This window comes from Acidovorax sp. FG27 (assembly GCF_040365715.1).
GTDB lineage: Bacteria > Pseudomonadota > Gammaproteobacteria > Burkholderiales > Burkholderiaceae_C > Paracidovorax.
On sequence record NZ_BAABVY010000009.1, the window covers coordinates 1,251,225 to 1,276,222 of the forward strand.

21 protein-coding genes are annotated in these 24,998 nt (G+C 71.1%); 5 read left to right on the forward strand and 16 right to left on the reverse strand.

Going from position 1 to position 24,998, the window contains the following annotated elements; all coding sequences use genetic code 11:
• Positions 1-6 precede the first annotated feature (6 nt).
• Positions 7-804, forward strand: a complete 798-nt coding sequence (locus tag ABWV53_RS12645) for a GntR family transcriptional regulator (RefSeq protein ID WP_353366359.1) — start codon at positions 7-9, stop codon at positions 802-804.
• Positions 805-893: 89 nt separating this feature from the next.
• Here ABWV53_RS12645 and ABWV53_RS12650 read toward each other — a convergent pair whose 3' ends face one another.
• The gene (locus ABWV53_RS12650; protein WP_353366361.1) at positions 894-2,594 is read right to left on the reverse strand and encodes an ATP-dependent DNA ligase; all 1,701 of its coding nucleotides are present in this window, start codon (positions 2,592-2,594) and stop codon (positions 894-896) included.
• Positions 2,591-3,715 carry a ligase-associated DNA damage response exonuclease gene (locus ABWV53_RS12655; protein WP_353366363.1) on the reverse strand — a complete coding sequence of 375 codons (1,125 nt, stop codon included), beginning with the start codon at positions 3,713-3,715 and terminating at the stop codon, positions 2,591-2,593. The genes ABWV53_RS12650 and ABWV53_RS12655 overlap by 4 nt, the downstream gene beginning before the upstream one ends.
• A gap of 357 nt (positions 3,716-4,072) precedes the next feature.
• Between ABWV53_RS12655 and ABWV53_RS12660 the strand changes: the two genes are divergently transcribed.
• From ABWV53_RS12660 to ABWV53_RS12675, 4 genes are all read left to right on the forward strand, one after another.
• Entirely contained in the window at positions 4,073-4,621 is a 549-nt protein-coding gene (locus ABWV53_RS12660) for a type 1 glutamine amidotransferase domain-containing protein (RefSeq protein ID WP_353366365.1), read from the forward strand.
• A gap of 141 nt (positions 4,622-4,762) precedes the next feature.
• Entirely contained in the window at positions 4,763-6,754 is a 1,992-nt protein-coding gene (locus tag ABWV53_RS12665) for a RecQ family ATP-dependent DNA helicase (protein WP_353366367.1), read from the forward strand.
• 216 nt (positions 6,755-6,970) lie between these two features.
• The gene (locus ABWV53_RS12670) at positions 6,971-9,403 is read left to right on the forward strand and encodes a glycosyltransferase (RefSeq protein WP_353366369.1); all 2,433 of its coding nucleotides are present in this window, start codon (positions 6,971-6,973) and stop codon (positions 9,401-9,403) included.
• A complete protein-coding gene (locus ABWV53_RS12675; protein WP_353366371.1) occupies positions 9,400-10,596 on the forward strand; it encodes a UDP-galactopyranose/dTDP-fucopyranose mutase family protein in 1,197 nt (398 codons plus the stop codon). Before ABWV53_RS12670 ends, ABWV53_RS12675 begins: the two co-directional genes overlap by 4 nt.
• 7 nt (positions 10,597-10,603) lie before the next feature.
• Here ABWV53_RS12675 and ABWV53_RS12680 read toward each other — a convergent pair whose 3' ends face one another.
• From ABWV53_RS12680 to ABWV53_RS12745, 14 genes are all read right to left on the reverse strand, one after another.
• Positions 10,604-11,248, reverse strand: coding sequence for a nucleotidyltransferase family protein (locus ABWV53_RS12680; RefSeq protein WP_353366373.1), 645 nt, complete (start codon positions 11,246-11,248; stop codon positions 10,604-10,606).
• Positions 11,249-11,283: 35 nt separating this feature from the next.
• Entirely contained in the window at positions 11,284-12,342 is a 1,059-nt protein-coding gene (locus ABWV53_RS12685) for an XdhC family protein (RefSeq protein ID WP_353366375.1), read from the reverse strand.
• Positions 12,343-12,392: 50 nt separating this feature from the next.
• Positions 12,393-14,648, reverse strand: coding sequence for an aldehyde oxidoreductase molybdenum-binding subunit PaoC (gene paoC, locus ABWV53_RS12690; RefSeq protein ID WP_353366377.1), 2,256 nt, complete (start codon positions 14,646-14,648; stop codon positions 12,393-12,395).
• Between the two features lie 6 nt (positions 14,649-14,654).
• Positions 14,655-15,605, reverse strand: a complete 951-nt coding sequence (locus ABWV53_RS12695) for an FAD binding domain-containing protein (RefSeq protein ID WP_353366379.1) — start codon at positions 15,603-15,605, stop codon at positions 14,655-14,657.
• Complete coding sequence (paoA, locus tag ABWV53_RS12700; protein ID WP_353366381.1) at positions 15,602-16,246, reverse strand: aldehyde dehydrogenase iron-sulfur subunit PaoA; 645 nt, start codon at positions 16,244-16,246, stop codon at positions 15,602-15,604. Before paoA ends, ABWV53_RS12695 begins: the two co-directional genes overlap by 4 nt.
• Positions 16,247-16,751: 505 nt before the next feature.
• Positions 16,752-17,621, reverse strand: coding sequence for an alpha/beta hydrolase (locus tag ABWV53_RS12705; RefSeq protein ID WP_353366383.1), 870 nt, complete (start codon positions 17,619-17,621; stop codon positions 16,752-16,754).
• 12 nt (positions 17,622-17,633) lie between these two features.
• Positions 17,634-18,026, reverse strand: a complete 393-nt coding sequence (locus tag ABWV53_RS12710) for a RidA family protein (RefSeq protein WP_353366385.1) — start codon at positions 18,024-18,026, stop codon at positions 17,634-17,636.
• Between the two features lie 52 nt (positions 18,027-18,078).
• A complete protein-coding gene (locus tag ABWV53_RS12715) occupies positions 18,079-18,525 on the reverse strand; it encodes an acyl-CoA thioesterase (protein ID WP_353366715.1) in 447 nt (148 codons plus the stop codon).
• A gap of 17 nt (positions 18,526-18,542) precedes the next feature.
• Positions 18,543-19,289: an ABC transporter ATP-binding protein gene (locus ABWV53_RS12720; RefSeq protein WP_353366387.1), complete on the reverse strand. Its 747-nt coding sequence runs from the start codon at positions 19,287-19,289 to the stop codon at positions 18,543-18,545.
• Entirely contained in the window at positions 19,286-20,080 is a 795-nt protein-coding gene (locus ABWV53_RS12725) for an ABC transporter ATP-binding protein (RefSeq protein WP_353366389.1), read from the reverse strand. The genes ABWV53_RS12720 and ABWV53_RS12725 overlap by 4 nt, the downstream gene beginning before the upstream one ends.
• Positions 20,077-21,048 (reverse strand): branched-chain amino acid ABC transporter permease, encoded by a 972-nt coding sequence (locus ABWV53_RS12730; protein WP_353366716.1) that lies wholly within the window; start codon positions 21,046-21,048, stop codon positions 20,077-20,079. The genes ABWV53_RS12725 and ABWV53_RS12730 overlap by 4 nt, the downstream gene beginning before the upstream one ends.
• Positions 21,049-21,112: 64 nt before the next feature.
• Complete coding sequence (locus ABWV53_RS12735; protein WP_353366391.1) at positions 21,113-22,033, reverse strand: branched-chain amino acid ABC transporter permease; 921 nt, start codon at positions 22,031-22,033, stop codon at positions 21,113-21,115.
• A gap of 43 nt (positions 22,034-22,076) precedes the next feature.
• Positions 22,077-23,270 carry an ABC transporter substrate-binding protein gene (locus ABWV53_RS12740; protein ID WP_353366393.1) on the reverse strand — a complete coding sequence of 398 codons (1,194 nt, stop codon included), beginning with the start codon at positions 23,268-23,270 and terminating at the stop codon, positions 22,077-22,079.
• Positions 23,267-24,949 carry an AMP-binding protein gene (locus ABWV53_RS12745; RefSeq protein WP_353366395.1) on the reverse strand — a complete coding sequence of 561 codons (1,683 nt, stop codon included), beginning with the start codon at positions 24,947-24,949 and terminating at the stop codon, positions 23,267-23,269. The genes ABWV53_RS12740 and ABWV53_RS12745 overlap by 4 nt, the downstream gene beginning before the upstream one ends.
• Positions 24,950-24,998: the final 49 nt, after the last annotated feature.

Consider the following 24,998-nt stretch of genomic DNA (forward strand, 5'->3'; position numbering starts at 1 on the left):
GCTGCAATGACCGAGCCGCCCGACCTCTCCCCCTCGTCCGCCCTGCCGCGCTTCCACCAGGTGCGGCTCATCCTGCGCGAACGGCTCAAGTCCGGCCAGTACGAACGCGGCCTGCCGCTGCCGGGCGAACGCCAGCTGGCCGAGGAGTTCGGCGTGGCCCGCGTCACCATCCGATCGGCCCTGGCGCGGCTGGAAGAAGAAGGCCTGGTGGTGCGGCTGCGCGGCAAGGGCACGCTGCCGGCGGCGCAGGACGAGTTGCCCGCGCACCTGCGGCTGCGCGGCGGCCTGCTGGACAACATCGTCAACATGGGCCGGCGCACGCGCGTGACGGTGCTGGAGCACCGGCTGCTGCCGGCGCCCTCGCACGTCGCCCAGGCCTTGCAGCTGCCGGCGGGCAGCCCGGTGCTGAAGGTGGTGCGGGTGCGCAAGTTCAAGGGCCAGCCCATCGCGTACACCGAGGTGTTCCTGCCTCCCGACCTGGCCACGGCGGTGGAAAAGCCCACCTTGCAGGACGTGCCCATGCTGGTCGCGCTGGAGCAGTCGGGCGTGCAGGTGGTGTCGGCCGAGCAGACCCTGGGCGCGGCGCTCGCCGACCTGCACGTGGCGGCGGCCCTGCGCGTGGCGCCGGGGGTGCCGCTGCTGCGCGTGGCCCGGGTGGCGGTCGATGCGGCCGGCCGGCCGGTGCAGTTCCTGACCGGGCTCTACCACCCCGAGCGGTACGAGTACCACATGCAGCTCTCGCGCGTGGGCGACGCGACCAAGGTGTGGATCGAGAACGACCGCCCGCCGGAGGCCGCGGGCTGACGCTGGCTGCCGTTCCGACCGAAAAATTCAGGTCAAATCACCCTCCAGCGCTTGATTCATAAGCGCCTGCAGCTATCATTTAGATAGCATCAGCCATCCGCCGCCGGCAGCAGCATGGCCAGGGTGCCCAGCGAATCCGCCTCTTCCACCGGCTTGTCTTCCCGCCAGCGCAGCATGCGCGGAAAGCGCACGGCGATGCCGCTCTTGTGCCGGCTGCTGCGGGCGATGCCCTCGAAGCCCAGCTCGAACACCAGCGTGGGCCGCACGCTGCGCACGGGGCCGAAGGTCTCCACCGTGGTGCGGCGGATGATGGCGTCCACCCGCGCCATCTCGGCATCGGTCAGGCCCGAGTAGGCCTTGGCGAAGGGCACCAGCTGGCGCTCCGGCACGCCGGGCTCGGCGTTCCACACGGCGAAGGTGTAGTCGCTGTAGAGCGTGGCGCGGCGGCCGTGGCCGCGCTGCGCGTAGATCAGCACGGCATCGACCGAGAGCGGGTCGATCTTCCACTTCCACCAGGTGCCCACGTCCTTGGTGCGGCCCACGCCGTATTGCGCATCGCGGGCCTTGAGCATCATGCCCTCCACGCCCAGGGCGCGGGCCTCGCTGCGCTGCTCGGCCAGCGCGGCCCAGCTGCTGCCCTGCAGCACGGGGCTGGCGATCAGCGCGGGGTGCGGGTGGCGGGCGACGAGCGCGTCCAGCCGGGCGCGGCGCTCGTGCTGCGGCAGCGCGCGCAGGTCCTGCCCGCACTCTTCCAGCAGGTCGTAGGCCAGCAGCACCACCGGCAGGTCGCGCAGCAGCTTCGGGCCCAGCGTCTTGCGGCCGATGCGTTTCTGCAGGTCGGCGAAGGGGCGCACGCGAGCCGGTGTGTCGCCCTCGGCCGCGCGCCAGACGACGATCTCGCCGTCGATCACCGTGCCCGGCGGCAGTTGGTCGCCAAGAGCCTGCAGCTCGGGAAAGCGGTCGCTCACCAGCTCCTCGCCCCGCGACCAGAGCCACGTGCCGGCGGCGGAGCCGTCGGCCGCCGCGCGGCGCACCAGCTGGGCGCGGATGCCGTCCCACTTCCACTCGACCTGCCAGCGGTCCGGCGCGCCGAGCACGGCGTCGAACTGCTCCACCGGCAACTGCAGCGGGTGCGCCAGGAAGAAGGGATACGGATGGCCGCGCACCTCGCCCTCGGCGGCTTCGTCGCCCGCCGCGTCGGCGGCCGCCACCAGCCGCAGGTAGTCGGCAGCGCCGGGGCGTGCGCCGATGTGCGTGTAGCCCATCAGCCGCTGCGCCACGCGCTTGGCGTCCACCCCGCTCACCGCCGCCAGCGCCTGGGTGACCTGCAGGCGCGACACGCCGACGCGGAAGGCGCCGGTGATGAGCTTGAAGTACACCAGCCGCTCGTCCTGCGCCAGGGCGCTCCACTGCTCGCGCAGGGTGGGCTCCAGCACCTCGGGCGGCTGGCCGCGCAGCGGCAGGAGGTGGTGCTCCATCCACTCGGCCAGGCCCAGCTCGTGGGTCTGCAGGGGCGCAGGCAGCAGCAGCGAAATGGTCTCGGCCAGATCGCCCACGGCGTCGTAGCTTTCGTCGAACAGCCATTCCGGCAGGCCCGCGGCCTCGCGCGCGAAGCTGCGCAGCAGCTTGGAGGGCACCAGCTGGCGCGGCTTGCCGCCGGCCAGGAAATACACGGCCCAGGCGGCGTCTTCGGGCGCGGCGGCTTCCAGATAGGCGCGCAGTGTCGCCTGCTTGGCCAGGTTGGAGGTGCTGGAGTCGAGCGCGCGGTAGAGCGCCGCAAAGTCCTTCATGCGCCGGCCGGCTCCTGCGCCGACTTCGGCTCGGCGTCGCCTGCGGCGCCCTCCGCAGCTGCCGTAGTCGAGCCGCTGGCGGGGTGCTGCGCCGCGTCCGGCTGATCGTCCTCGTCGCCGTACTCGGTGTGGAACGACTGGCCGTCCAGCCCCTGCTCACGCAGCCACCGCACCAGCACGGCCACGCTGCCGTGGGTGACGAAGATGCGCTCCGCGCCGGTCGCGCCGATGGCCGACTGCAGCCCGGGCCAGTCGGCATGGTCGGACATGATGAAGCCCCGGTCCACGCCGCGCCGGCGGCGCGTGCCGCGCAGCTGCATCCAGCCGCTGGCAAAGGCGTCGGAATGGCGGGGGAAGCGGCGCATCCAGGGCGTGCCCTGGGCCGAGGGCGGCGCCAGCACCAGGGCCGTCTTCAACAGGGAGGGCGTCACGCGCGGATCGGTGGCGCGCAGGGTCTCCGGCAGATCCACGCCGGCGGCGCGGTAGACCTCGTTGAGGGGCTCCACGGCGCCATGCACCACGATCGGCCCGATGCTGCGATCCACCCCGTGGAGGATGCGCTGAGCCTTGCCGAAGGCATAGCAGAGCAGCACGGACGGGCGCCCGTCGGCCGCGTTGGCGCGCCACCAGGCGTTGATGTCGGCGAACAGCACCGGCTGGGTGGGCCAGCGGTAGATCGGCAGGCCGAACGTGGATTCCGTGATGAAGGTGTCGCAGCGCACCGGCTCGAAGGGTGCGCAGGTGCCATCGGCTTCGGTCTTGTAGTCGCCGGAGGCCACCCAGACCCGGCCGCCGTGCTCCAGCCGCACCTGCGCGGAACCCAGCACGTGGCCCGCCGGATGCAGCGACAGCTTGACGCCGTGGTGTTCGATCACCTCGCCATAGGGCAGCGTCTGCAGCTGGATGTCGGCCCCCAGGCGCTGCCGCAGTGTGCCTTCGCTGTCGGTGTGCGCCAGATAGTGGACGTGGCCCATGCGGGCATGGTCGGAATGGCCGTGGGTGATGACGGCGCGGTCCACCGGACGCCAGGGGTCGATGTAGAAATCGCCGGCCGTGCAATACAAGCCCTGGGGGCGAGCGACGACGAGGTCGCCGGAGGTGGAGCCGCTTCCTTGTGCCATGGCGGTCACCGCCAAAAGCACATCGCAGCGAATGGGGAGCAGCGCTCCGAAGCACCCTGCCTGACCTCACGAACCAATGCCGTGTACGTAGTGAACAGTGCCGTCTGCGCTTGCATGGAGGGAAATGTAGAAGGGCGTCCGAAGGCCGCCCGGCGGGCGACGCCGCACCCCGTTGTCAGCCGAAGCCTACGGATGCGCCACCGGGGCTTTTGCGGGCAGCAACGGGCAGCAAAGGGCGGCGCGGGCGACGGGCGGGCAGGCCGTTCTCCTACCGCCCACGGCGCCGGGCATGGCGAGCATTCCGGGCTGTCTTTCTCCTGCCCCCGGGCAGTTACCTATCCTTCAAGGAGTATTGCAATGAATGCATCCGCTGTGTCTTCCCAACCCTGCCGCAGGGTGGCCATGCTGGTCACCGACGGCTTCGAGCAGGTCGAGCTCACCAGCCCGCGCGATGCGCTGCGCCAGGCCGGCGCCGAGCCGCGCATCGTCTCGCCCAAGGACGGCAGCGTGCAGGGCTTCAACCATGACGAGAAGGCCGACAGCTTTCCGGTCGACCTGCCGCTGGCCCAGGCCCGCGCCGAGGATTTCGACGTGCTGGTGCTGCCGGGCGGTGTGCTCAACGCCGACACGCTGCGCACCGACGAGCAGGCCCAGGCCTTCGTGCGGGCCTTCGACGAGGCCGGCAAGCCCATTGCCGTGATCTGCCACGGCGCCTGGCTGCTGATCGACGCGGGCTTGGTGCAGGGCCGCAAGCTGACCAGCTGGCCGAGCCTCGCCACCGACCTGCGCAACGCCGGCGCGACCTGGGTCGACCAGGAGGTGGTGGTGGACGGCCGCTGGGTAAGCAGCCGCAAGCCCGACGACCTGCCGGCCTTCAACGCCCAGCTGCTCGAATGCGTTCGTTGACCGGCCGTACGGCGTTGTAGGGCCGACCTTGGCGCCCGGGGACGACAGGCTGCGTAAGCACCGTCCCACGCGGGCGCCCACTCGGTGCCGGGACATTCACTCCATGGCGGCACACCGTGCGGCCTCGATGCACCACACACCATGCCTGCTTCCACAGCTGCTCGCAGCCACCGCACGCCCCGTTCTTCCACGTCGGCGCCCCAAAGCCCTACCCGCCCCCGCATCCCCGGGCAGGCGCGCATCCAGGCCGTGCTCAAGGACGTGTTCGGTCTGCGCGCCCTGCGATCCGGCCAGCGCGAGGTGATCGAGCGCGTGCTGCGCGGCGAGAACACCCTGGCCGTGATGCCTACCGGCGCCGGCAAGTCGCTGTGCTACCAGCTGCCCGCATTGCTGATGCCCGGCCGCACGGTGGTCGTGTCGCCGCTGATCGCGCTGATGCGCGACCAGTGCGACTCGCTGCGCGAGTGCGGCGTGGCCGCCGTGCAGCTGCACAGCGCACTGTCCAGCGCCGAGACCCAGGCGGCCGAAGCCGCCATCCGCGACGGCAGCGCGCGCATCATCCTCACCACGCCCGAGCGGCTGGCCGATGCCGACTTCATGACGCTGCTGTCGGAAAGCGGCCCCGTGGGCCTGCTGGTGGTGGACGAGGCGCATTGCATTTCCCAGTGGGGCCACGACTTCCGCCCCGCCTTCCTCGACATCGCCCACGCCCTGCCGCGCCTGGGCAAGCCGCCCGTGCTGGCACTGACCGCCACGGCGGCCGGCGCCGTCGCGCAGGACATCCGCCGCCAGCTGGGCATTCCCGCCGCAGGGCTGCTGGACACGGGCACCTACCGGCCCAACCTGCGCTTTCACGCCGTGCAGCTGGCCACCGAGCCCGAGAAGCGCGACGCCCTGCTGCGCACGGTGCGCGAGGCCACCGGCTCCGGCATCGTCTATGCCGCCACCGTGAAAGCCGCTGAAGAAGTGCATGGCCTGCTGGCCGGCAAGGGCGAGTCCGTGGGGCTCTATCACGGCCGCATGCCCTCCGCCGAGCGTAGCGAGGCGCAGGACCGCTTCATGCGCGGCGACACCCGCGTGATGGTGGCCACCAATGCCTTCGGCCTGGGCATCGACAAGCAGGACGTGCGCTTCGTCGTGCACTATCAGATGCCCGGCGGGCTGGACGCCTATTACCAGGAGGCCGGCCGCGCCGGCCGCGACGGCCAGCCGGCCGACTGCACCCTGCTCTTCCTGCGCAAGGACAAGGCCGTGCAGCAGTTCTTCCTGGCGGGCCGCTACCCCACGCTGGAAGACCTGTCGGCACTGTACGAGGCGCTGCAGGACCCGCCCCCCGGCGATGCCACGGCCTGGGACCTGGACAGCCTGCAGCGCGTGCTGGACCGCCCGCGCGCCAAGCTGCAGGTGGCGCTGGGCCTGCTGCGCCGCCGCCGCATCGCCGTGCAGAGCGCGCAGGGGCACGTCAAGCTGCAGCGCAACGGGCTGAACGAAGATGCGCTCGGCGCCCTGGTGGAAGACTACGTGCAAAAGCGCACGCTGGACCACGACGGGCTGGAGCACATGGTGTTTTATGCGCAGACCGGCCGCTGCCGCTGGCAGGTGCTGCTGGGCACCATGAACCAGATCGAGGACGCCGAGGCCTGCGGCGCGTGCGACAACTGCGTGCGCATGGCCCAGGCGCAGGCGGCGCAGGACCGCATGGCCGATGGCCGGCAAACCGCCGCCGTCCAGCCGCTTCCGGCGCGCCGGGGCGACGCGGCGCGTGTGCCCGCTTCTCGCGCCGGCACGCCCGTGCCGGGCCGGGGCGCGGCGCCCTCGCCCGCAGCGGCCCCGCAGCTCAGCCCGGTGGCCACGGCGACGGCGACAGCAGCCCGCCGCACCGGGCTGCCGACCGCGCCGCCCGCACCCACTCGATTCGAAATCGGTGCCGTGGTACGCGTGAAGAAGTACGGTGAGGGCACCGTGGCGGCAGCGGATGGCCAGTCGGTGACCGTGGCCTTCGCCGATGGCAGCCGGCGCTGCTTCCACCCCGACTTCGTCCGGCTCGCGGTCAAGCGCCGCGCACCGCGCCGCACGGCGGCCAACGATCCCAAGCTGGAAGCCGCACGGCCGCTGGCCGTGGCCACGGCCTGACACGGTTCTGCATCCCGCCGGATGACCAGGCGGGCCGCTAAAGACCGTGCCGCAGCACGGCGTGCGACAAGCAGCGCCCGCTCCTAGCCTGATGCGGCATCTCCACCTACGTCCCGGCACAGGCCCGGGCGCAGGCTGGTGGCCAGGCGGCGCGATGCAGCCTGCCGGAACCCTTCAACCCGTCCGCCCTGCGCGGACCCTTCATCCCCACCCCCCATGCCCGTGCTGCGCCGCGCATCTTTTCCGCCGGCGGCACGCCGGCCGGCCGGGCAACCACCCACCGGCGCTCCGCACGAGCCCAGTCCGTTCCAGGGCTTCTGGATGGGCGGCTACGAAGGGGCCGACCACGTCAACGGCTGGGGCGTGCCGCTGGATGCCAACCTGCGCAATGGGCACAGCGCACGGCTGGCGGACGACTATGCAGCGCTCGGCCCGCTCGGCATCCGCGTGGTCCGGGAAAGCATCGGTTGGCGGTTGATCGACCAGGCCGGCGCTGAAGGATTCCGGGCACTGGCCCGGCAGGCCCATCTGGCCGCAGCCCATGGTCTGCAGGTGGTCTGGACGCTGATGCACTACGGCTGGCCCGACGGGCTCGACCCGTTCGAGCGGCCCGATGCGTTCGTCGATGCCTTCGCGGCCCACTGCCGGCGCGTGGCCGAGACCCTGCAGGGCATTCCCGGCCCGGCGCCGGTGTACCAGCCGGTCAACGAGATTTCGTTCCTGGCCTGGGCGGCCACCCGCACCGGCCTGGTCTGGCCCCACACCCCGAGCGCGGACCCGCATCGCGCCCAGGCCTTCAAGCGCCTGCTGGTGCGCGCCGCGCTGCGAGGAGCCGACGCGGTGTGGAGCGTGGCGCCCGGCGCTCGCCTGCTGCACACCGACCCGGTGATGCACGTGGAGCCGCCGCGCGGCGCGGGGCCAGGGGCCTGCGCCCGGGCCACGCAGGAGCATGCCGGCCAGTTCGAGGCGTGGGACATGCTGTGCGGCCGTGCGGCGCCCGAGCTGGGCGGCGCGCCGCGCTACCTCGACCTGATCGGCCTGAACTACTACCACAACAACCAGTGGGAACACGGCAGCCATGCACGGCTGCACTGGCACCTGAACGACGCCCGCAGGCGCCGGCCGTCGCAGCTGATCGCCGAGATGTGGCAACGGTACGGGCGGCCGCTGTGCCTGTCGGAGACGGGCCATGTCGGCGTGGGCCGTGCCGACTGGCTCGACCACGTCGCGGCCGAGGCTGCCGCCTGCAGGGCGCGCGGCATTCCGCTGCTGGGCATGTGCCTCTACCCGCTCATCGACCGACCGGACTGGCAGGACCCGCAGCACTGGCACCACAGCGGCCTGTGGGACCTGCCGGACGCCCGTTCGGGCGGGATGGACCGGCGCCTCTGCGCCCCCTACGCCGACCGGCTGAGGCATTGGCAGCGCCACCTGCCCGCGCCCATGGCCCACACCGATTCCCTTCACCCCTCACCGGAGACTCCCATGACCCACCTGATCGTTTTCTCGCATCTCCGTTGGGACTTCGTCTATCAGCGCCCGCAGCAGCTGCTCTCGCGCCTGGCGGCCAGGTACCCTGTGCTGTTCGTCGAAGAGCCCCTGCCCGGCGCCGACCGGCCCTGGCTGGAGCGCTACAGCCCCTGCGCCGGCGTGGAGGTGCTGCGCATGCACATGCCCGGCACCGCCCACGGCTTCGACGCGCAGCACATGGAAGGCATGCGCACCCTGCTGCTGAGCCATCTGCTGGAGCAGGACATCCACGACTACCTGCTGTGGTTCTATACCCCGATGGCCCTGCCGCTGGCCGAGGAGCTGACGCCGCGCGGATCGGTGTACGACTGCATGGACGAACTCTCGGCGTTCGACTTCGCGCCCAAGGAGCTGCTGGCGCGGGAAGAGGCCCTGCTGCGCTCGGTGGACCTGGTCTTCACCGGCGGCCGCAGCCTCTACGAATCCAAGCGCAGCCGGCATGGCGACGTGCACTGCTTTCCGAGCAGCGTCGACCACGCCCACTTCGGCCAGACCGGCGTGCCGGACCATCCCGACCAGGCCGGGCTGGCGCGGCCACGGCTGGGGTACTACGGCGTGATCGACGAGCGGCTCGACCTGGCGCTGATGGCGACCGCCGCCGATGCGCATCCCGACTGGCAGTGGGTGATGGTCGGCCCGGTCGTGAAGATCGACCCCGCCACCCTGCCCCAGCGGCCCAACCTGCACTGGATGGGCCAGCGCCGCTACGACGAGCTGCCGGCCTTCCTGTCCGGCTGGGACGTGTGCCTGATGCCGTTCGCGCTCAATGCGTCCACGCGCTTCATCAGCCCGACCAAGACGCTCGAATACCTGGCCGCGGGCAAGCCCGCGGTGAGCACCGACATCCACGACGTGCGCCAGCACTATGCCGGCGTGGTGCCCATCGCTCGTTCCCACGGCGAGTTCATCGCCGCGTGCGGGCGCATCCTGGGCTGGAGCGAGCAGGAGCGGGCTGACTTCCAGCGCAAGGCCCGGGCCAAGGTGGCCGCCACCTCGTGGGACCTGACGGCCGCCGCCATGCAGCAGCTGCTGGAGCGCCTGGGCGACGCCGCCGAAGCGATGGACCACCTGCGCTCGCTGCAGGCCACCCCGGCCGAAGAAGCGGTCTCCGCCACATGAGCGCCGCCCCCGCCACCCCCGGCACCCCCGCGAAGACGGGGCGCGCCTCGCGCATCGCCATCGTCGGCGCGGGGTTCTCCGGCGCCGTGCTGGCCCAGGAGCTGGGCCGAGCCGGCCACGCGGTGGACGTCTTCGACACGCGCCCGCACGTCGGCGGCAACTGCCACACGGCGCGCGACGAGGCCAGCGGCGTGATGCTGCACACCTATGGCCCCCACATCTTCCACACCAGCAATCAGGTGGTGTGGGACTATATCCGCCGCTTCGGCGAATTCGTGCCCTTCGTGAACCGGGTGAAGGCCATCACCGGCGGGCGGGTGTTCTCGCTGCCGCTCAACCTGCTGACGATCAACCAGTTCTTCGGCGAGACCTTCTCCCCGCGCGAGGCCGAAGCCTTCTTCGCACGGATCGGCGAGCCTGGCGAGGGCGAGCCGCAGAACTTCGAGGAACAGGCGCTGCGCCTGATGGGACGCGAGCTCTACGGCGCCTTCTTCGCCGGCTACACCACCAAGCAGTGGGGCATGCCACCCTCGGCGCTGCCGGCCAGCATCCTGAAGCGGCTGCCGGTGCGGTTCAACTACGACGACAACTACTACGCGAGCCACTACCAGGGCATTCCTAAGGACGGCTACACCGCGATCGTGCAGAACCTGCTCGACGTGCCGGGCGTGTCGGTGCACCTGGGAACGCCTTTTCACCGGCCGGACGCATCGCGCTACGACCACGTCTTTTGCAGCGGGCCCATCGACGCCTGGTTCGGCTACGACGAAGGGCGCCTGGGCTACCGCACTCTGGACTTCGTGCGGGAAGATCACGCGGGCGACTACCAGGGCAACGCGGTGATCAACTACTGCGACGAATCGGTGCCCTGGACGCGGATTTCGGAGCACAAGCATTTCGCGCCGTGGGAGCAGCATGCCGACACCGTGATCTTCAAGGAGTACAGCCGCCTGTGCGAAGGGGCGGACACGCCCTACTACCCCATTCGCCTGGTCGACGAAAAGTCGCTGCTGGCCCGGTACGTCGAGCGAGCGCGGCAGGAGCGCGGCGTGACCTTCGTCGGCCGGCTGGGCACCTACCGCTACATCGACATGCACGTCACCATCGCGGAGGCGCTGGACACGGCGCGGCGCTTCGAGGACCGGCGCGCCGCCGACCTGCCGATGGAGAGCTTCGTCGTGGAACCGCTGTGAGGCCGAACTATTGATTCACTCGCCATGCGAATGCCGTGGCGGTGCGGGCATGTCCCGATGGCGCAAGGGCGGCCCTGGCACGCTCCAGGTCCTGTGGCGTGTCGATGTCGGTGACGTATGCCGCGTCGGCACCGGGCCAGCGCCACAGCCTGGCCGTGTCGGCGGCCATCCAGTCGCGCACGCTTAAGGGCGACGGCAGCGCATGGATGGCGCACACCGCCCGCCACGACAGCATCACCGGGTGACCCGGCACGCCCTCCACGGTGGGTATGAGCGCATCGATGTGGGCCGGCCTGCCCTGCCAGGCCGCACGCAGCGCCCGCACGTGCGGCGTGGCGAGCAGCGGCAGGTCGCCCACCACCAGCATCAGGTCGCTCCCCGCATGCGCAGACACGTGGTCATCGATGGCCAGGCGCTGCGAATCCGCCAGGGTCGGCTCGGGCAGCGTGTGCACCACCGGGCGGGCCTGGCACCGGTCCGCCAGCGCCAGCATCGCGTCCCGGTAAGGCCCCAGCACCACGCTGACCTGCTCGCAACCCGCGGAGCGAAACGCGGTCGTCAGCCGCTCCAGGACAGTGGCCCCGCCTACGGCGATCGCCGGCTTGGCGCAGCCGCCCATGCGGCTGCCCAGGCCAGCGGCCAGCACGCTCACGCAGGGTGCACGGGGGTGCCGCGTGTCCGAAGGACTCACACCGCGCACGTCGGCGCGAGCAGGCCGGTCGACAGCGCCGTGGCGGCGCCTTCCTCCCTGAGCTGCTTGGCGGTGGCGACCTTCGCCTGCTGCGGCACCAGCACGCCGTTCTTGGCGGCCACCACCTCCGCCATGATCGACAGGGCGATCTCGGCCGGTGTCTTGCTGCCGATGTAGAGGCCGGCGGGCGAGTGCAGGGCCGCCAGGTCGGCCGCCGACAGGCCGAAGTGCTGCTGCAGCCGCTGCGACCGCGTGGCGGCATTGCGCCGCGAGCCGATGGCACCCACGTAGAAGGCCTTGGACTGCAGTGCGTCGATCAGCGCCAGATCGTCGAGCTTGGGGTCGTGCGTCAGCGCCACCACGGCGGTGCGCTCGTCCGGCTGCAGGCGCAGGATCAGGTCGTCCGGCATCTCGTGGCTGACCTCCACGCCGGGCACGCACCAGGTGGCGCGGTGCTCGGCGCGGGGGTCGCACACGATGGCCTCGAAGCCCAGGCCCAGCGCGATCTGGCACAGGAAGGCCGAGAGATCGCCCGCTCCGATCACGATGATGCGGGCAGGCGGGCCGAAGCTGCTGCGCAGCCGGGCGCCTTCCAGCACGGGCACCCCGTCGCGCGCGGCGGGCCGCAGCCTGACCAGGCCGGTGGCCAGTTCAAGGATGCGCTCGGTGGGGCGGCGGCGTTCGCAGGCCTGCAGCAGGTCGGCCAGCCGGCTCTGCTCCGACAGCGGCTCGACCACCAGCTCCATGGTGCCGCCGCAGGGCAGCCCGAAGCGGTGTGCCTGGTCGGCCGAGATGCCGTAGCGCAGCACGGCGGGCAGCCCGCCGGCGCAGACCGTGTCCAGCCCGCCCTCGCGGATGTCGGCGATCAGGTCGTCCTCGATGCAGCCACCGGAGACCGATCCCACGGTCTCGCCCTGCGCATTGATGGCCATGAGCGAGCCCGGCGGGCGCGGCGCGGACCCCCAGGTGCGCACCACGGTCACCAGCGCGGCCTGCGTGCCGGCGGCCACCCATGCGCTGGCGGTGCGCAGGACACGGCTGTTCAGATCATCCATGGCGATGCCTCTCTTCTGCTGCGTTCATGCAATCCGCGCGCACGCCGGCGTCACGCCGCGAGCGGCAGGCCTTCGATGAGCTTGTCGAGCGTGACGGGGTAGTCGCGCACGCGCACGCCGGTGGCGTTGTAGATGGCGTTGGCCAGCGCCGCGCTCACGCCGCAGATGCCCAGCTCACCCACGCCCTTGGCCTTCATCGGCGACGCCAGCGGGTCCACCTCGTCCAGGAAGATCACCTCCTGGTGCGGGATGTCGGCATGCACCGGCACCTCGTAGCCCGCCAGGTCGTGGTTGACGAAGAAGCCCCGGCGCGTGTCCACCGCCAGCTCTTCCATCAGCGCGCCGCCCACGCCCATGGTCATCGCGCCGATCACCTGGCTGCGCGCCGACTTGGGGTTGAGGATGCGGCCCGCCGCGCACACGGCCAGCATGCGGCGCACGCGCACCTCGGCCGTGAAGGCGTCCACCGCCACCTCGACGAAATGCGCGCCGAAGGTCGACTGCTGGGTCTTCTTGGTGTTGTCGCCGAATTCGATGCTGTCCTCGGCCGTCAGATCGGCGCCGCGTGCCGCCTCGGCCAGAGGCATGCTGCGCCCGCCCGCCAGCACCTGGCCGCCCTCGAAGCGGGCAGTCGCGGCGTCGAGGCCCAGCTTCTGGGCCACCGCTTCGCGCAGCTTCACGCAGGCGGCGTAGACGCCGGAGGTCGAGCTGGCAGCGCCCCACTGCCCGCCGGAGCCGGCGGACACTGGGAACTTCGAATCCCCCAGGCGCACGACCACGCGCTCGAGCGGCACGCCCATCATCTCGGCGGCGGTCTGGGCGATGATGGTGTAGGTGCCGGTGCCGATGTCGGTCATATCGGTCTCGACGGTCACGATGCTCCGCCCGTCGAGCCGCACGCGGGCGCCGGACTTCATCACCGGCGCGGCGCGGTAGGCCGCCGCCACGCCCAGGCCCACCAGCCACCGGCCGTCGCGGGTCTGCGCGGGTTGCGCCTTGCGCTGGTCCCAGCCGAAGCGCTCGGCGCCCAGGCGCAGGCACTGCACCAACTGGCGCTGCGAAAAGCGCTTTTCCGGGCGCTTGCCGCCTTCTTCCTTGTCGCCGGACGACGACTTCTCGCCGGTCGTGTCGGGCACCACCTGCGTGTCGTTGCGGATGCGCAGCTCCACCGGGTCCATGCCCAGCTTCTCGGCCAGCTCGTCCATGGCCACTTCCAGCGCCATGTGGCCGGTGGCCTCGCCCGGCGCGCGCATCGCGTTGCCTTCGGGCAGATGCAGCTCGGCGAGGCGGGTGGCCGTCATGCGGTGGGCGCCGGCATAGAGGCGCCGGGTCTGGTCCACCGCCGCATCGGCCTGGCCCTTGGGCAGGTCGCCCGACCAGCATTCATGGCCGATGGCGAGGATCTTGCCTTCCTTGTCCGCACCGATGCGCACGCGCTGGATGGTCGCCGGCCGGTGCGTGGTGTTGTTGAACATCAGCGGACGCTGCAGCGTGACCTTGACGGGACGCTGGGCCGCTCGGGCGCCCAGCGCCGCCATCAGCGCGTCGGCGCGCAGGAACAGCTTGCCGCCGAAGCCGCCGCCGATGAAGGGCGACACCAGCCGCACCTTGTCCTTCGGAATGCCCAGCGTCTTGGCCAGCTCGCCCTGGCCCCAGGCGATCATCTGGTTGGAGGTCCACACCGTGAGTTCGTCGCCCTTCCAGGCGGCGATGGTGGCGTGCGGCTCCATCATCGCGTGCGACTGGTCGGGGGTGGTGTAGGTGGCGTCCAGCTGCACCGGGGCGGCCGCGAAGGCGCCGGCGAAGTCGCCCACCGCGGTGTCGGGCGCGTCGCCGTTGATGTCGCTGGGCTTGGTGGCGGAGTCCTTGGCCTTGGCCAGGTCGTAGTTGCCAGGCGCCGTTTCGTAGTCCACGCGCAGCAGCTGGGCAGCGGCACGCGCCTGCTCGAAGCTTTCGGCCACCACCAGCGCCACGGCCTGGTGGTAATGGTCCACCTGCGGGCCTGCCAGCAGCGGGGCGGTGTTCATCTTGCCCTGGCCCAGCTTGCCGGCGGTTTCGGCCGTCACGATGGCGATCACGCCGGGCGCCTTGCGGGCCTCGGCCCCGTCGATGCGGCGGATGCGGCCCTTGGCGATGGCGGAACCTACGACGTAGCCATAGGCCGGGTTGGAGACCACGTCGTGCCGTTCATAGGCATAGGGCGCGGTGCCGGTGGTCTTGAGCAGGCCGTCGATGCGGTCCACCGGCTGGCCGACGACCTTCAACTGGTCGATTGGGTTGGTGCTTGCGGGGGTGTCGAATTTCATGGACTTCTAGCTCCTGGCCTGGTTCAGCGCGGCGGCCAGCGTGCGCTCGGCCAGTGGCAGTTTGAAAGCGTTCTCGGGCGTGGGGCGGGCACCGGCGAAGAGACGGCTGGCGACGGCCCTGGCGCCTTGGGGCATCTCGACCTCGGCTGCCTCCACCCGCCAGGGCTTGTGGGCCACGCCACCCACGGCCACGCGGCCGACGCCGCCCGGCTGCACGATGGCCGCGACGGACACCAGTGCGAAGGCATACGAGGCACGGTCGCGCACCTTGCGGTAGACATGCGTGCCGCCGACCGGCGCGGGCAGCGTGACGGAGGTGATGAGCTCGCCGGGCTGCAGCTGGGTCTCGATGTGCGGCGTGGCCTCGGGCAGGCGATGGAAGTCGGCGATCGGGATGACGCGGGTGACGCCGTCGGCGCGCACGGTTTCCACCGTGGCGTCCAGCACGCGCATGGCCACCGCCATGTCGCTGGGATGGGTGGCGATGCAGGCGTCGCTGCTGCCGATCACCGCCAGCTGCCGGCTGTAGCCACCGATGGCCGAGCAGCCGCTGCCGGGCTGGCGCTTGTTGCACGGCATGTTGGTGTCGTAGAAATACGGGCAGCGGGTGCGCTGCAGCAGGTTGCCGGCCGTGGTGGCCATGTTGCGCAGCTGGCCCGAAGCGCCGGCCAGCAGCGCGCGCGACAGCACGCCGTAGTCGCGCCGCACCGTGGGGTGCGCCGCCAGGTCGCTGTTGCGCACCAGCGCGCCGATGCGAAGCCCGCCCTGGGGCGTGGCCTCGACGGTGTCCAGGCCGATGCCGTTCACGTCCACCAGGTGGGTGGGGGTCTCGATCTGCAACTTCATCAGGTCGAGCAGGTTGGTGCCGCCCGCGACGAACTTGGCGCCGGGCTTGGCCGCCACGGCCGCGGCGGCCTGGGCCGGCGATGTCACGCGTTCATAGGTGAAGGATTTCATGCCTTGGCCCCCGCCACTTCGGTGATGGCATCGACGATGTTGGAATAGGCGCCGCAGCGGCACAGGTTGCCGCTCATGCGCTCGCGCAGTTCCTCGGCCGACAGCATCGGCTGGGCGGTCAGGTCGGCGGTGACATGGCTGGGCGAGCCCCGCTTGATCTCGTCGATCACCCCCACGGCGGAGCAGATCTGCCCGGGCGTGCAGTAGCCGCACTGGTAACCGTCGTGCTTGACGAAGGCGGTCTGCAGGGCATGCGGCGCCTGGGGCGTTCCGAGGCCTTCGATGGTGGTCACGTTGGCCCCCTCGTTCATCACCGCGAGGCTGAGGCACGACACGACGCGCCGGCCGTTCACCAGCACGGTGCAGGCACCGCACTGGCCGTGGTCGCAACCCTTCTTGGTCCCGGTCAGGTGCATGTTCTCGCGCAGCGCATCCAGCAGCGTCGTGCGGGGATCCACCTCGAGTTGGCGAGGAGCGCCGTTGACGCTCAAGCGGACGGACAGGGGTGCGGCAGCAGCAGTCATGGTGGGGGGCTTGGTTTGGGAATGGGCCGTGGCAGGCACCGCCGTGGCGGCGGCCGACGTGGCGCCGGCGATGAGCAGGTCGCGGCGCGACAGCGGGAAGGGGGCGTTTGGATCCATGGGGCGTCCGTTGTTGTGGTCGCGGTCGTGCGCCGCGACTCGTGGGGTAGCAGGCGCAGGGCGCACCACTGGCTGGCAGCCTCACGCAACTTGCCGACCGCCGCTGTAGGTGGCGGGCTGAACAGCGCGTGGGCGCGGCATGGGGAGTGCGACCAAAGCCCGCGGGGCGCGTGGGTGTTGGCGCGGCCCCCGACCCTCCCCCACCCGACGGCAGCAACAAGAAACCCCTGGCGGCCATGGGCCCCCAGGGGTTCTCGAGATAGAGAGAGGCGTGGTCCGCATCTGCGGACCGCGGCGACTCAGCGGTGGCGGTAACCGGCCGCCGTGGGCGTTCCGGTGCGCTTGGCCTGGAATTTCTTCCAGAGGAAGCCGGCGACGGCCATCAGAATCATCTTGCGCATGGGAGGGGTCCTCGTTGAGTGGAGCCCAGATGGTCGCCGCAAGGTCGCCGCGGCGGTGTAGGAAGCGCAGGCGAGGGTCTGTCGGCGGGCGGACGCGCCTGCCGTCAGCCCACCTCATGCAGTGCCGCAGCCAGCCAGTCGCACATCGGGCTGTCCGGCTCTTCGAAGCCGTGGATGGCGCTGAAATGGTGGGCCCGGGGCTGCTCCAGCAGTTCGGCCCGGTTGCCCGCGCCGCACCACGCGTCGCGCCAGGCCAGGCTCTGGCGGGCGAATTCCGCCTGCTCGAGCCCGCCCCAGGTCAGCAGCACGGGCGTGGCGCAAGGACGCACATGCAGTACGGGCGAGCAGCGGCGCACGGTGCCCTCGGTGAGCTGGATCTTCGGCTGCAGGTAGCTGTGGCGCAGGGGCGCCAGGTCGTAGAGGCCGCTGGCCATCACCGCGGCGCGGAACGGGTCTTGCGGCAGGCCGTAGTCGCGCTGCCACTCGGTCTGCAGGCACATGGCCGCCAGATGTCCGCCCGCCGAGCTGCCGCCCACGGCCACGCGCTGCGGGTCGCCGCCGTGTTCGCCGACGTGGCGCAGCACCCAGGCGCAGGCAGCGCGCATCTGCCGCACGATCTCGTCGATGGCGACGGCCGGGCACAGGGCGTAGTCGGGCACCACAACGGTGATGCCGCGCCGCACCAGCCCGAGCGCCACGCAGCTGAATTCCTTGGACGACAGCGCCCGCCAATAGCCGCCGTGGATGAACACGAAGACCGGCGCGCCCGGGGCCTGTGCCGGGAAGATGTCCAGCGTCTCGGCCCGCGTGGGGCCGTAGGGCACATCCAGCGTGCAGCGCAATGTGGCCCGCGCCAGGGCGCTGCGGTCCGCGAAGTGCCGCATCTCCGCGGCGCGGTCCGCCACCGGCAAGGCGGTGTCGTACTGCGCGTCGATCTGCTCCTGGGTCGTGAAGTCGCGGTAGAGCGTCGCCATGCCCGCTTGCTTTCAGTCCGGCACGACGGCGGTGACTTCGATCTCGACCTGGGCGCGGTCCTCGATCAGGCCCGCCACCTCCACGGCCGTCATCGCGGCATTGAAGCTCCCGATGATCTCGCGGAAGGCCTTCCCGATCTCGGGATAGGCCGCCACGTAGGCCTTGCGGTCGGTCACGTACCAGGTCATGCGCACGATGTGCTCGGGCCGGGCGCCACCTTCGGCCAGCACGGCCACCACGTTCTGCAGCGCCTGCCGCACCTGGCCCGCCAGATCGTCGGTGTGGAAGAGGCCCTCGGCGTCCCAGCCGATCATGCCGGCGACGAACACCATGCGGCCACGTGCCGCGACGCCGTTGGCATAGCCGCGTGGGCGGGGCCAGCCGGGAGGAAGAAGAGTCTGCATGCAAGGTCTCCGGAAGATCGGTGGAAAGCGGGGGAGGCGGCGCCTCGGTGCGTCAGCGCGGCAGCCGCGCCAGCGCGTCCCGCACGTCGTCGGGCAGGGCCCGCGCCTTGTGGGTCTTCAGGTCGGTGGCCACCAGCACCTGGCGGGACCGCATGCGCTCCTCCTCCCCCGCCCGGCAGTGCAGCGCCAGGGTGAGGGAGCTGTTGCCCACACGCTCCACGGCCAGGCCCAGCGTCACGTCGTCGCCCATGCGGCTGACGGCGCGGAACTCGCACTCCAGCCGGACGATGGGCATGCCGATGCGGCGCGGCCCGAGCAGGCCGGAGTACGACACGCCCAGGCAGTCGTTGAACCAGTCCTCGACCAGGCCGTTGAGCATGACCAGGTATTGCGGAAAGAACACGATGCCGGCCGGATCGCAGTGGGCGAAGCGGATGCGCAGCGGCCGCTCGAAGACCACGGGCGATGGGGACGGGGCGGAAGGTTCGGTGGAGGCCATGAGGAAGGTCGAGGTGTTCATACGCCGATGTATTGCTGCCAGAGGCCGGGGTCCGCGGCCAGCGCCTTTGAGTCGCCCTGCCAGACCACGCGGCCGCGCTGCATGATGGTGTGCCGGTCGGCCAGCTGGATGAGCCGCTGCACGTACTTGTCGATGACCAGGATGCTCTGGCCCTGCGCGCGCAGCTGCGCCAGGCAGTGCCAGATCTCTTCGCGCACCAGCGGGGCCAGGCCCTCGGTGGCTTCGTCCAGCACCAGCAGGTAGGGGTTGGTCATCAGCGCCCGGCCGATGGCCAGCATCTGCTGCTCGCCGCCCGACAGCTGGTTGCCCATGTTGCGCGACCGTTCGGCGAGCCTCGGGAAGAGGTCGTAGACCCGCTCCAGCGTCCAGGGGTCGGGCGAGTGGTTGCGGTTGCCCGCGAAGGCGCGCAGGTTCTCTGACACGGAAAGGTTCGGAAAGATCTGCCGGCCCTCGGGCACCACGGCCAGGCCCATGCGCGCGATGCGGTCGGGCTCCAGCCGCTCGATGCGCTCGCCCCGGAAGCGTACGGTGCCGCCCCGCGACCGCACCAGGCCGAGCAGCGACCGCACCGTCGTCGTCTTGCCCATGCCGTTGCGGCCCAGCAGCGTGGCGACGTCGCCCGCGTCGATGCGCAGGCCCACGCCGAACAGCACCTGGCTGCTGCCGTAGGCGGTCTGCAGGTCGTCCACTTCGAGCAGCGCAGGCCGTTCGGTGGGCCGTGCGGCAGAGGAAGTCGTCGTCATGCCGGGTGCTCCTCGGACAGCTCGTCGCCCAGATAGGCGCGCCGCACGTCGGGGTGGTTGCGGATCTCGGCCGGCGTGCCGCAGGCGATGACGCGGCCGAACACCAGCACCGAGATGCGGTCGGCCAGGCGGAACACGGCGTCCATGTCGTGCTCGACCAGCAGCAGCGTGGTGCTGCCGCGCAGCGACTGCAGCAGCGCCACCATGCGCTCCGATTCGTCCGGCCCCATGCCCGCCATGGGCTCGTCCAGCAGCAGCAGGCGGGGCGCGGTGGCCAGCGCCAGGCCCACCTCCAGCTGCCGCTGCTCGCCATGCGCCAGCGCGCCGGCCAGCGCGTGCATCTGCGCGCCCAGGCCCACCCGCTCGACCACCGCCGCCGCTTCCGCGTAGCGCGCGCGCTCGGCGCGGGCGGCCTGCCAGAAGCGCATGCTGCTGCCCTGCCGCGCCTGCACGGCCAGGGCCACGTTGTCCAGCACCGAGAGGCGCTTGAAGATGCTGGTGATCTGGTAGGAGCGGGCCAGGCCGCGCAACACGCGCTCGGGCATGGCCCGGCGGGTGATGTCGTCGCCGCCGAAGACGATGCGGCCTTCGTCGGGCGCGAGCGCGCCCGAGATCTGGTGGATCAGCGTGGTCTTGCCCGCCCCGTTGGGGCCGATCAGCGCATGCAGCTCACCGGGCTGCACGCGCAGCTCGGCGTGGTCGGTGGCGACGAGGCCGCCGAAGCGCTTGACCAGGCCATCCACATGCAGCAGCGGAGCCGCGGTGTCCGCGTGAAGGGGCTGGACGCTCATGCGCGCCTCTCCCGCCGCAGCAGGCCGGCCAGCCCGCGCGGCGCGGCCAGCACCACCAGCAGCAGCACGGCCCCCAGGACGAACTGCCAGTGGATGGTGTAGGCAGCCAGCACCTCCTCCAGCAGCAGGAACACCACCGCACCGATGAAGCCGCCCCAGAGGTGCCCCACTCCGCCGAGGATCACCATCACCATCAGCAGGCCCGACTGGTTCCACTGCAGCAGCGAGGGGCTGACGAAGCTCGACTGGTTGGCCAGCAGCGCGCCGGCCAGGCCGGCCAGCCCCCCGGCCAGCGTGAAGGCCGCGAGCTGGTAGCGATAGACCGGAAAGCCGATGGCGAGCATGCGGGTCTCGTTCTCGCGGATGGCCTGCAGCACGTGGCCGAAGCGGGCGTTGAGCAGCCGCTGGATCACGAGGAAGGCCAGCACGAAGAGCACCAGCACCACGTAATAGAAGCGGGTGTCGTCGCCCAAGTCGAAGCCCCCGCCCAGCACCGAGCGGCCGGCCAGGCTGAGGCCGTCTTCGCCGCCCCAGGCCTTGACCGACACCATCAGGTAGAACAGCATCTGCGCGAAGGCCAGCGTGATCATGATGAAGTACACGCCCCGTGTGCGCAGGCTGATGGCGCCCACCACCAGCGCGAAGAGGGCGCTGGCGAGCACGGCGGCGGGCCAGGCGATCCAGGCCGACACCACTCCCTGCTGCATCAGGATGCCCACCGCATACGCGCCGATGCCGATGAAGGCCGCGTGGCCGAAGCTGACCATGCCGCCGAAGCCCAGGATCAGGTTCAGGCTGGTGGCGGCCAGCGCGAAGATCAGGATGCGCGTGGCGAGCCCCACGTAGAACGCCTCGCCGAGCGCGGAGGCCACCAGCGGCAGCGCGGCCAGCACGGCCAGCAGCGGCAGCGTCCAGCGCAGGTGCAGCGCATGGTCGAGGAGGCCGGGCGGCCCCTCGCGCGGCGACATCGCCTGCGGCGAGCGGGAGGAAGCAGAAGCGGGTTGCATGCAGTGGAGTCCTTCGGCCGTTGCGTCAGCCATGCGCCGGGAACAGCCCGCGCGGCTTCCAGAACAGCACCGCGGCCATCAGGAGGTAGATCAGCATCGACGCCACCGCAGGGCCGGCGCCGCTGGCGGCTTCCGGTCCCAGCCAGTGGCCGAAGGCCAGCGGGATCAGCGCACGGCCGGCGGTGTCGACCACGCCCACCAGCAGGGCGCCGAACAGCGCGCCGCGGATGGAGCCGATGCCGCCGATCACGATCACCACGAAGGCCAGGATCAGGATGCTTTCCCCCATGCCCACCTGCACCGCCAGCAGCGGGCCCAGCATGCCGCCCGCCACCGCGCACAGCGCCGCGCCCAGGCCGAACACCGCCGTGAACAGGCGCCGCACGTTGGTGCCCATGGCCAGGGCCATCTCGCGGTTCGATGCGCCCGCGCGCACCTGCATGCCCAGCCGCGTGCGCGTGACCAGCACGTAGAGCAGCAGCGCCACGCCCAGGCCCACGCCGATGATGAGCAGCCGGTAGGCCGGGTAGAAGAAGCCGGGCAGCAGCTCCACCGGGCCGGCCAGGCTGGCCGGCGGATTGAGCGCGATGGGCTGCGCGCCCCAGAGCATGCGCACCCCCTCGTTGGCCATCAGCAGCAGGGCGAAGGTGCCCAGCACCTGTGAGAGATGGTCGCGCTGGTAGAGCCGGCGCAGCACCGTGACCTCCAGCAGCATGCCGATCAGCGCCGTGCCCACCACGCCGGCGGCGAGGCCGATCCAGAACGAGCCGGTGGCCGCCGCCGCCGTGGCGATGAGGTAGGCGCCCACCATGTAGAGCGAGCCGTGCGCCAGGTTGATCATGTCCATGATGCCGAACACCAGCGTGAGGCCAGCCGCCAGCAGGAACAGCATCAGCCCAAACTGCAGCCCGTTCAGGGACTGCTCCAGCACCAGCACCCCGGTCATGGCCTGTCCCCGATCACGGCATCGGCGCGGATGGCTGCCCCGCTCATGCCGCCGGCATCTTGCAGCTGCCGACGTAGGCGTCCGCGTGGCTCTTGAACACGGTGCCCAGCGTGCGGTTGGTGACGCGGCCCTGCGGGTCCTTGGTGATGACGCGCAGGTAGTAGTCCTGGATCGGGAAATGGTTGGTGTTGAACTTGAACGGCCCGCGCACCGAGTCGAAGCGCGCGGCCTCCAGCGCACGGCGCACCGCCGCCTTGTCGGCCAGGTTGCCCTTGACGTCGCGCACCGCGCCGTCGATCAGCCGCGCTGCGTCGTAGCCCTGCGCCGCGTACAGCGTGGGCAGGCGGCCGTATTCCTTCTGGAAGTCGGCCACGAACTTCTTGTTGGCGGCGTTGTCCAGGTCGTGCGCCCAGAGGGAGCTGTTGAACATGCCGAGCATGGGTTCGCCCACCGCCTTGATGACGTCCTCGTCGGCCGAGAAGCCGGGGCCGAAGAGGGTCATGTCCTTGGACAGGCCCGAACCCACGAACTGCTTGATGAAGTTGATGCCCAGGCCGCCCGGCAGGAAGATGTAGACCGCGTCGGGCTTGGCCGCGCGCATCTTGGCGATCTCGGCGCCGTAGTCCAGCTGGTTCAGGGGCGTGTAGCTTTCCATCAGCACCTCGCCCTTGTAGAAGCGCTTGAAGCCGGCCAGCGCGTCCTTTCCGGCGGGGTAGTTGGGCGCCAGCAGCGCGACGCGCTTGAAGCCCTTGTCCTGCACGGTCTTGCCGACGGCTTCGTGCAGGTTGTCGTTCTGGTAGCTGGCGCTGAAGAAATACGGGTTGCACTGCTCGCCCGCGTACTGCGACGGGCCGGCGTTGGCGCTGATGTAGAACGTTTTGGAGGCGAAGGTGGGCGCGCCCACCGCCAGCATGACGTTGGAGAACACTACGCCGGTCATGAAATCGACCTTGTCGCGCTTGATCAGGCGGTCGGCCGTCTGGCGGGCCACGTCGGGGCTCTGCTGGTCGTCGGCCACCACCACCTCGGCGGGCAGGCCGCCGAGCTTGCCGCCGCCGTGCTTGACGGCGAGCTGGAAACCGTCGCGGATGTCGATGCCGAGGCCCGCGCCCGGCCCGGACAGGGTGCTGAGCAGCCCGATCTTGACCGCATCGGCGGCCTGGGCGGAGAAGGCCAGGGCGGCGAGCGCGGCCACTGCCAGGGGCTTGAGCGGGGAGGCGGCGGAGACGGCTTTCATGGGGCAACCTTTCTGTCGGTGGAGGGGGTGGCTTCGCGGGGGTCGGTGCCCGCGCCGGCGATGCCGGCGGCATCGGCCTGGCCCAGGCGGAACCGCTGGAGTTTGCCTGTTTCGGTGCGCGGCAGGGAGCTCGCGAAGGCGACTGCGCGTGGGTATTTGTACGGAGCCACCGTCTGCTTGACGAATTCCTGCAGCGTGCGGGCCATCTCGGGCCCCTCGGCATGGCCGGGCCGCAGCACCACGAAGGCCTTGACGATCTGGCCCCGCTCCTCGTCGGGCACGCCGATCACGCCGCATTCGGCCACCGCCGGGTGCTGCAGCAGCGCCTCTTCCACCTCGGGCGCGGCGATGTTGTAGCCGGCCGAGACGATCATGTCGTCGGTGCGCGACTGGTAGTGGAAGTAGCCGCCCTCGTCCATCAGGTAGGCGTCGCCCGTCAGGTTCCAGCCGTTCTGCACGTACTGCGCCTGGCGGGCATCGTCCAGGTAGCGGCAGCCGGTGGGGCCCTGCACGGCCAGCCGGCCCACGGTGCCGGGCGGCACCGGCCGGCCCTCGGCGTCGACCACGCGGGCGCGGTAGCCGGGCACCGCCGTGCCGGTGGCGCCCGGCCGCGCGCGCGATTCGTCGGCCGAGATGAAGATGTGCAGCAGTTCGGTGGCGCCGATGCCGTCGATGAGCTCGATGCCGGTGGCCTGCTTCCAGAGCGCCCGCGTGGCGGCGGGCAGCGCCTCGCCTGCCGACACGCACCGCCTGAGCGTGCTGGCGCGGATCGCGTCGCCGTGGGCCGCCAGCGTGCGGTACGAGGTGGGCGCGGTGAACAGCACGGTGGCGCCATAGTCGCGGATGCCCTCCAGCAATTGGGCGGGCGATGCCTTTTCCAGCAGCACGGTCGATGCGCCCACGGCCATCGGAAAGAGCAGCAGCCCGCCCAGCCCGAAGGTGAAGGCCATGGGCGGGCTGCCGATGAAGACGTCGTCGGCCGAGGGCCGCAGCACGTGGCCCGGCCAGCAGGCGCAGATGGCCATGACGTCGCGGTGGAAGTGCATGGTGGCCTTGGGCACGCCGGTGGTGCCGGAGGTGAAGGCCAGGATGCAGGTGTCGTCCGCGGCGGTATCGATGTTGTCGAAGGTGGCGGGCCGCGCCGCCATCGCGGCCTCCAGCCCCTGGGGCGACGGGTCGTTGAAGCAGCGCACCTGCCGCAGCACCGGGCAGGCCCGGGCGGCGGCCTGCAGCTCGTCGGCCAGCCGCAGGTCGCAGAGCGCATGGCTGACCTGCCCCTTGTCGATGATGGCCACAAGTTCCTTGGCGCGCAGCAGCGGCATGGTGGCCACCGCGATGCCGCCCGCCTTCATCACCGCGAACCAGCAGGCCGCGAGCATGGGCGTGTTGGGGGCGCGCAGCAGCACGCGGTTGCCGGGCACCAGGCCCATGTCGCCCACCAGCACATGGGCGATGCGGTTGGCGTGCGCCAGCAGGTCGGCATAGGTCCAGCGCAGGCCGGCGCCCCGCACGCAGAGCCGGTCGCCCCAGCCCCGGGCGATGGCCCGGTCGAGCAGTTCGGCCCCGCAGTTGAGGCGCTCGGGGAACTGCAGCTCGGGCAGCTCGAAAAGGAATTCCGGCTGCATTGCGACGGGCGGCAATCGGTCGCGGGCGAAGGTGTCGATGTGTGCGCTGGCCATGCGGAAACCCCCTGTGGTGCGACGCGTTTCGAAGATCCGAATCCGTTGT